Source organism: Micromonospora sp. NPDC049374 (genome assembly GCF_040677165.1).
Taxonomy (GTDB): Bacteria; Actinomycetota; Actinomycetes; order Mycobacteriales; family Micromonosporaceae; genus Micromonospora.
Window position 1 is genome coordinate 427,605 of the sequence record NZ_JBFAQH010000004.1, and the last position, 6,594, is coordinate 434,198.

Here is a 6,594-nt window from a genome sequence, read left to right on the forward strand (position 1 = left end):
AGACTGGCCGGAATTCGGCAGTTCGAATGGGAGGACTAGATGGACGACACCATAGCGGTGGACCGGTCCTGGAGACCACACGAGATCGGCACCGCATTCGCCGGCACGAGGGACCTGGCGGGCTGGCTCGACGACCTGGGCCCGACCCGGCTCGCCGAGCTGCTGGTCGACCGGAAGGCGCTGGTGTTCCGGGACTTCGACGTCACACCGGAGTCCATCGACGCGGTCTTCGACCGGCTCGTCCCGAACCGTCTCCCCTACGTCCATGGCAACTCGCCGCGTACCCGGGTGGGACGCAACCTCTACACCTCGACCGAGTACCCGCAGCAGTTCACCATCTCGATGCACAACGAACTCAGCTACGCCCACCGGTGGCCGGCTCGACTCGCGTTCTTCTGTGAGAAGGCGGCTGAGAGCGGCGGGGCGACGCCGGTGCTGGACGGCGCGCTGTGGCTCGGCTCGCTCGACGCCGAGGTCCGCGAGGCGTTCGCCGGCGGCGTCCGCTACGTGCAGAACCTGCATGACGGGTTCGGCTTCGGGAAGAGCTGGCAGCAGACCTTCGAGACTGAGGACCGGGCCGCGGTCGAGGAGTTCCTCGGCCGGTCCGAGGCCGAATGGGAGTGGGGCCCGGACGGGCTGCGCATCACGCAGCACCGCGCCGCTGTCACGACGCACCCGGTCACCGGCGCCACGGTCTGGTTCAACCAGGCCGACCAGTGGCATCCGGCCGGGCTCGGCGACAAGGCGTCCGCCGACATGTACGCGATCCTCGAGCCGGGCGAGTTCCCGCAGCACGTGACGTTCGCCGACGGCAGCCCGATCCCGGACGCGTACGTGGAGCATATCCAGCGCCGCGCGCTCGACAACGCCGTCGACGTGGACTGGCGGGCCGGCGACGTCCTGCTCATCGACAACGTGCTCACCGCGCACGGCCGGCGGCCGTTCGAGGGCACCCGCCGGGTCCTCGTCGCGATGGCCTGACACCGAGAGCGAAGCGGCCCCGTGGAGGCATCCACGGGACCGTTTCGCTCTGGTGGGGTGTCAGTCGGCCGCCGCCACCGGCTCGTTCTGATGGGCGAACTGGATCCGGTACAGGTCCGCGTACAGTCCGCCGCTGGCCAGCAGTTCGTCGTGTGTTCCGCGCTGGCTGATCTGGCCGGCGTCGACCACCAGAATCTGGTCGGCCTGCCGGATCGTCGACAGCCGGTGCGCGATCACGATGGACGTGCGGCCGGCCAGCGCGGTGGCGAGCGCCCGTTGAACCGCCGCCTCCGACTCCGAGTCCAGGTGCGCGGTGGCCTCGTCGAGCACCACCACCGGCGGCGATTTGAGGAGCAGCCGGGCCAGCGCGATCCGCTGCTTCTCCCCGCCGGACAGCCGGTAGCCCCGCTCGCCGACCATCGTGTTGAGGCCGTCCGGAAGCGTCGAGATGACGTCCCACACCCGGGCCGCGTCGCAGGCCTCAATCAGCTCTCGCTCCGTCGCGTCCGGACGGGCGTACAGCAGATTGGCTCTTAGGCTCTCGTGGAACAGGTGCGGGTCCTGGGTGACCACGCCGATGTTCGCGGCCAGTGAGCGCAGGCTGATGTCGCGGATGTCCTCGCCGCCGACGCGCACCGTGCCGGACACCGGCTCGTAGAGCCGGGAGACCAGGTTGGTGAGCGTCGTCTTGCCGGCCCCGGACGGGCCGACCAGCGCGGTCAGCTTGCCACCAGGAGCGCGGAAGCTGACATCGCGCAGGATCCACGCGTCGGTCGGCGGCTTCGGCGGCGCGACCGGCAAGGGTGACACGGGCGGTGCGAACTCGGGCGGCTCGAACTCGGATCGTGGCGGCATCGACTCCAGCGAGGCGAGCGACACGTCCTCCGCCTTCGGGAAGCGGAACGAGACGTTGTCGAACTCGATGTCCGGCGCCCCGCCTGCGGACACGTCGGCGACCGGCAGGGCACGCGCCCCGGGCCGGTCCACGATCAGCGGCTTGTGGTCCAGGACCTCGAAGATCCGGTCGAAGCTGACCAGCGCCACCACGGACTGGCTGTAGATGTTGGAGAGTTGGTTGATCGGCCCGAACAGGCGCTGCAGCAGCGTCGCGAGGGCCACCAGGGTCCCCACCTCGATTGCGCCGTTGATGGCCAGCCCGCCGCCGAACCCGTACACCAGCGCGAGGGTGATGGCGGTGAGCACGGTGACGATCGCCGCCATCGACTGGCCCCAGACGGTCGTCACGACCGCGATGTCCCGCACGTCGGCGGCCCGGCCGGCGAACGTTTTCGCGTCCCGGTCCGGTTCGCCGTAGAGCTTCGAGAGCATGGCGCCGGACACGTTGAACCGTTCGTTCATCAGCGTCGCCATCTCGGCGTCGTTCTCCATCTGCCGCCGGGTGAGCCGCTGCATCCGCCGCCCGACCGTCTTGGCCGGCAGCATGAACAACGGAATCATCACCAGGACGGCGAGGGTGATCTGCCAGGACAGCACGAACATCGTGGCGATCACCAGGACGAGCGTCAGCACGGTGGAGGTCACCTGGGACAGCAGGGTGGTGACCGCCGCCTGGGCACCGATCACATCCGTGTTGAGCCGGCTGACCAGCGCGCCGGTCTGGGTCCGCAGGAAGAACGCCAGCGGCTGCCGCTGGACGTGCGCGAACACCTCGGTGCGCAGGTCGTAGAGCAGCCCCTGCCCGACCCGGCCGGACAGCCAGGCCTGGATGAACATCGTCCCGGCGTCCACCACGGCGAGCCCCACGAAGAGCAGGGCCAGCGTCGTGACGACAGACAGTTCCCCGGGGATGATGCCGTCGTCGATGATGTATTTGAGAATCAGCGGGGTCAGCGCGGTGATGGCCGCGTGCACCGCCGTCATCAGAAGCAGTAGCACCACCAGAAAGCGATAGCGCTTCAGGTATCGGAAGCCCCGCTTGAATGTGCCGGGGCGAACCCTGTCGCCTCTCTTGGACACGTAATCCATCCTTTGATTCGTGCGGAGCGACTAGTACTTGTCGAGAAACTCGATGATCGCCGCGTTCACCTCGTCCGGGCGTTCCAGATGGCCAAGGTGGCCGCACTGGGGAATCTCCACATAGTCACTGTTCGGGATTGCCTCAGCGACCTCGGCGCCAAGATGCGGTGGCGCGATGAGATCGTCGGAGAATGCGATGACCCGGCACGGGGCGGTGACGGCGCGCAGCATGGCGCGCCGGTCGGTGGACAGGTCGACGAAGGTCTGGCCGGCCGCGCCGGTCTCACCGGCCAGTTCCAGCACCTCCAGCCACGACGACACGACCGCGTCGTCGTTCAGGGTCGCCGGCGACAGCATCTGCAACGCCGTGGTCACGGCGGCGTAGCTCCGCGGGAGCTTGAGGCCGCTCTCCTGCAATGCTCGCTCGGCGGCCATCTGGGCGCTCCGGAGGACGTCCGGCCGGCTGCGCGTGGCCACCAGCACCGCGCTGCGCACCAGCCCGGGCCACTTGACCGCGAGTTCCTGGGCGATCATCGCGCCGAGCGAGTAGCCGACGATCCGGCAGGGGCCGAGACCCAGTGCCTCGATGAGACCCCGCGTGTCGCCCACCATCTGGTTCAGCGTGTACCGGCCCTCGGGCGCGTCGGTGGGCGGGATGCCACGGTTGTTGAATGTGATCGTGTGGTATCCCGCCCGGTGCAGCGCCGGCGTCTGGTAGGTCGACCAGACGTGCCCGGCCGCGCCCGATCCCATGATCATCAGGACGTTCTCGCCGGATCCGGACCGCTGGTAGGCGATCCGGATGCCGTTGGCGGTCAGTTGCGGCATGGCGGTCGGCTACCAGACCCACTCGCGCTTGTTGAACAGGTGCTCGGCGGAGATGCCGTGGTCCTTGCACCAGGTGAGGAACTCGTCGATCTGCTGGAGCTGGTACGAGTCGGCGTTGTACGACGTCGCCATCACGTGCCCCTGCCAGCTTTCCTCGCCCATCGCGTAGATGTAGGCCTCGTCGGCGCCCAGTTCCTGCAGGATCGCCGCCGCCTGAGCCGCGTTGGAGCCGGACAGCTTGCGCGAGTCGCTCATCTTCTTCGTCACCGGGCGGGTCAGCAGACCCTGGTACAGCCAGGTGAGGGGCGCGCCGTCGCACTCCATGCCGAGGAACGCGAGGTCGATCTTGCCGAGGTGCTCGCGTACGTACCGGTAGAGGACCGGGTCGATGCCGGACGAGTCGGCGCCGATGTAGACGGACGCGCCGGCGATCTGCACCCAGTACGTCGACTTCGCACGGATGTCAAGATCGGCGTGCTCGCCGAGGAACGGCGTGGCCACCAGCCGTCCGCCGGGCAGTGGCACCTCGTCGAAGTCGTCGACCTCGATGACGTTGAAGCCGGCGTGCCGCAGGTACAACGCGATCGACGGGTCGGCCAGGTTGCCCCGGGAGGACTTCGGCACCACCACCGCGTCCACCCGCGGGCGCAGCATCATCAGGGTCTCCAGCACGATGTGGTCCTGGTGCCCGTGCGTGATGACCACGTAGTCGATGTGGTCCGGCAGGTCGTCCAGCGTGTACCGGTCGCCGTGCCGGTTGTCGGTGCTGATGAACGGGTCGGTGACGATGCACGCCTCCGGCGTCTGCAGGACGAGGCAGGCGTGCCCGAAGTAGCGGATCCGGCCGCCGCGCTCGATGTGCCGGTCGGGCGCCAGGCTCGGCGCCGGCGCGAGCAGCCGGTCCAACTGCACCGCCTGCGCGTCGTTCAGCTCGAGCGCCTCGCGCAGCTTCGCCAGCGTCGTCGGCTGCGTGCGCGCCCGGAAGTACTCGTCGAGGCCCGGGTGCGTAAAGCTGTGCGGAAGGTCGATGACGTCCGGACCCGGCAGCCGCGGGGTACTCAGGATGAACGGGCGCTCGACGCCGGTGTCGAGGGACAACTGCACCGACTGACGGCGTACGTCGTATATCGGGCTTCGATACGTCAGCGGCTCGATGTAGTGCATCGACGCCTGGTTGCTGGTGTCGTAGGCCAGCTCCACGAGCCCGTTCAGAGCAGCCGGCAGCTTGGGATAGAACGGGGTGAGGTCGAAGCCGGTCGCGCCCTGCCGCAGCAGCTCCTCGGCGTCGGCGATCGCGGCCGCGAAGTTCAGCATGTCGGCCCGGTCGCGCTTGATGATGTCGAGAAGCTCGGCGATCTCGGTGCTGCGCTCCTCTTCGATGTTGACGAAGTATCCGCCCCGCAGCTCCGGGTTGACGCTGGCCGCCACATGCACCTTCGGCGCGTGGAGGTACGACTCCAGCAGCGGAACCTGAACGTTTGCGAGGTTCATCGAGGCCTGGACCGGGGCGACTATGTAAAGCCACGCATAGAACCGATCGACCAAAGGCTCAATTATCGCATTCGAGCGTAGAAATCTCGGCTCATTCATGTCGCCCATCCGCTTCCCTCCGCAGAAAACACCTAGTCGTCGCGCCGCACCCATTTCAGCGCAGCTCAACAGGCCCGTCAATGTTGCTCTAATTCAGTGCGTACAACCGGCGCGCCCGCGCAGTTGAACACCGTCAGGCGGTGCGCGCCAACCACGCCTCGGTGGCCGCCCAGACCTGGCCCAGCGTCTCGGGCAGGACCAGGTCGGAGTGGTCGCAGTCCACGATGACCTCGGTGATCGAGCCGCGCACGTAGGGCTCCCATTGGAGCCGGCCGAACCCGCTGTCGCGGGAATTGTTCGCCACGAAGATCAACAGATCCTGACCGAACACCCGATGCTCGTGCCGGTCGCGTATCTGCCGGTTGTTCAGCGCCGCCCGGACGACCGGCCGCAATGTCTCGTCCGGCATATCACGGAAAAGTGCCGCGGTCTCCCCCCGTACGCGCGCAGCCATCTCGTCGATCTCGGTTTCCGGGTCCCGCTCGGGAAGTTCCTCGGCCTCCGGGGCACCGGGGTAGGTGTCCATGATCACGAGGGCGACCTGCTCCCCTGCGGCTTCCAGTTGGACGGCGATCTCGTGCGCGGCGGCTCCGCCGAAGGAGAAACCGAGCAGGTGGTAGGGGCCGGCCGGTTGCACCTGGCGGATCTGTTCGATGTATCCGGCGGCCATCTCCTCGACGGAGCCGAACAGCGCGCCCGTTCCGTCGAGGCCGCGCGGTTGCAGGCCGTACAGCGGAATGTCGTCCGGGACGAACCGCGCCAGTGGCATGTAGCACCAGCTGAGGCCGCCGCCCGGATGGATGCAGAAGATCGGCGGCCGGGTTCCCTGGGTGCGGATCGGTAGGAGCATGCTGAGCGAGTTCCGCAGCGACGAGAGGCTCATCTGGGCGATGAGGCCGGCCACCGTCGGAGCGCTGAACACGTCCCGCGCGGAGACCTTCACACCGCGCGCCTTCAGCCGCGCGATGAGCGTGACCACCATCAGCGAGTGGCCGCCGAGCGTGAAGAAGTTGTCCTCCAGGCCGACCTCGGGGACGCCGAGCACGTCGGCGAACACGTCGCAGAGGACGAACTCGAGCGCGGTGGTGCGGCTGACCTTCCGGGTCACCGGCGCCGCCTCCGGCTCCGGCGCCGGCAACGCCTGCCGGTCGAGTTTGCCGGTGGCGGTCAGTGGTAGCCGGTCGAGCGTGACCACCGCGGAGGGCACCATGTACTCAG

5 protein-coding genes are annotated in these 6,594 nt (G+C 68.1%); 1 reads left to right on the plus strand and 4 read right to left on the minus strand.

Annotated elements, in window-relative coordinates:
- Positions 1-39 precede the first annotated feature (39 nt).
- Positions 40-981, plus strand: a complete 942-nt coding sequence (locus AB0J93_RS10250; RefSeq protein WP_363920211.1) for a TauD/TfdA family dioxygenase — start codon at positions 40-42, stop codon at positions 979-981.
- Between the two features lie 60 nt (positions 982-1,041).
- Here AB0J93_RS10250 and AB0J93_RS10255 read toward each other — a convergent pair whose 3' ends face one another.
- From AB0J93_RS10255 to AB0J93_RS10270, 4 genes are all read right to left on the minus strand, one after another.
- On the minus strand, positions 1,042-2,880 hold the full coding sequence (locus AB0J93_RS10255) for an ABC transporter ATP-binding protein (RefSeq protein ID WP_363920213.1): 1,839 nt from the start codon (positions 2,878-2,880) through the stop codon (positions 1,042-1,044).
- A 108-nt stretch (positions 2,881-2,988) separates the two neighbouring features.
- Positions 2,989-3,786: an alpha/beta hydrolase gene (locus AB0J93_RS10260; protein WP_363920215.1), complete on the minus strand. Its 798-nt coding sequence runs from the start codon at positions 3,784-3,786 to the stop codon at positions 2,989-2,991.
- 9 nt (positions 3,787-3,795) lie between these two features.
- Positions 3,796-5,430: an MBL fold metallo-hydrolase gene (locus AB0J93_RS10265; protein WP_363920217.1), complete on the minus strand. Its 1,635-nt coding sequence runs from the start codon at positions 5,428-5,430 to the stop codon at positions 3,796-3,798.
- Positions 5,431-5,509: 79 nt separating this feature from the next.
- A partial coding sequence (locus AB0J93_RS10270; protein WP_363920219.1) for an alpha/beta fold hydrolase occupies positions 5,510-6,594 on the minus strand: 1,085 nt, incomplete at its 5' end.

Bases quoted from the DNA above. Each gene is read 5' to 3' on its own strand.
- AB0J93_RS10250 (WP_363920211.1), top strand. From the start codon at position 40: ATGGACGACACCATAGCGGTGGACCGGTCCTGGAGACCACACGAGATC.
- AB0J93_RS10260 (WP_363920215.1), bottom strand. From the start codon at position 3,786: ATGCCGCAACTGACCGCCAACGGCATCCGGATCGCCTACCAGCGGTCC.
- AB0J93_RS10265 (WP_363920217.1), bottom strand. From the start codon at position 5,430: ATGGGTGCGGCGCGACGACTAGGTGTTTTCTGCGGAGGGAAGCGGATG.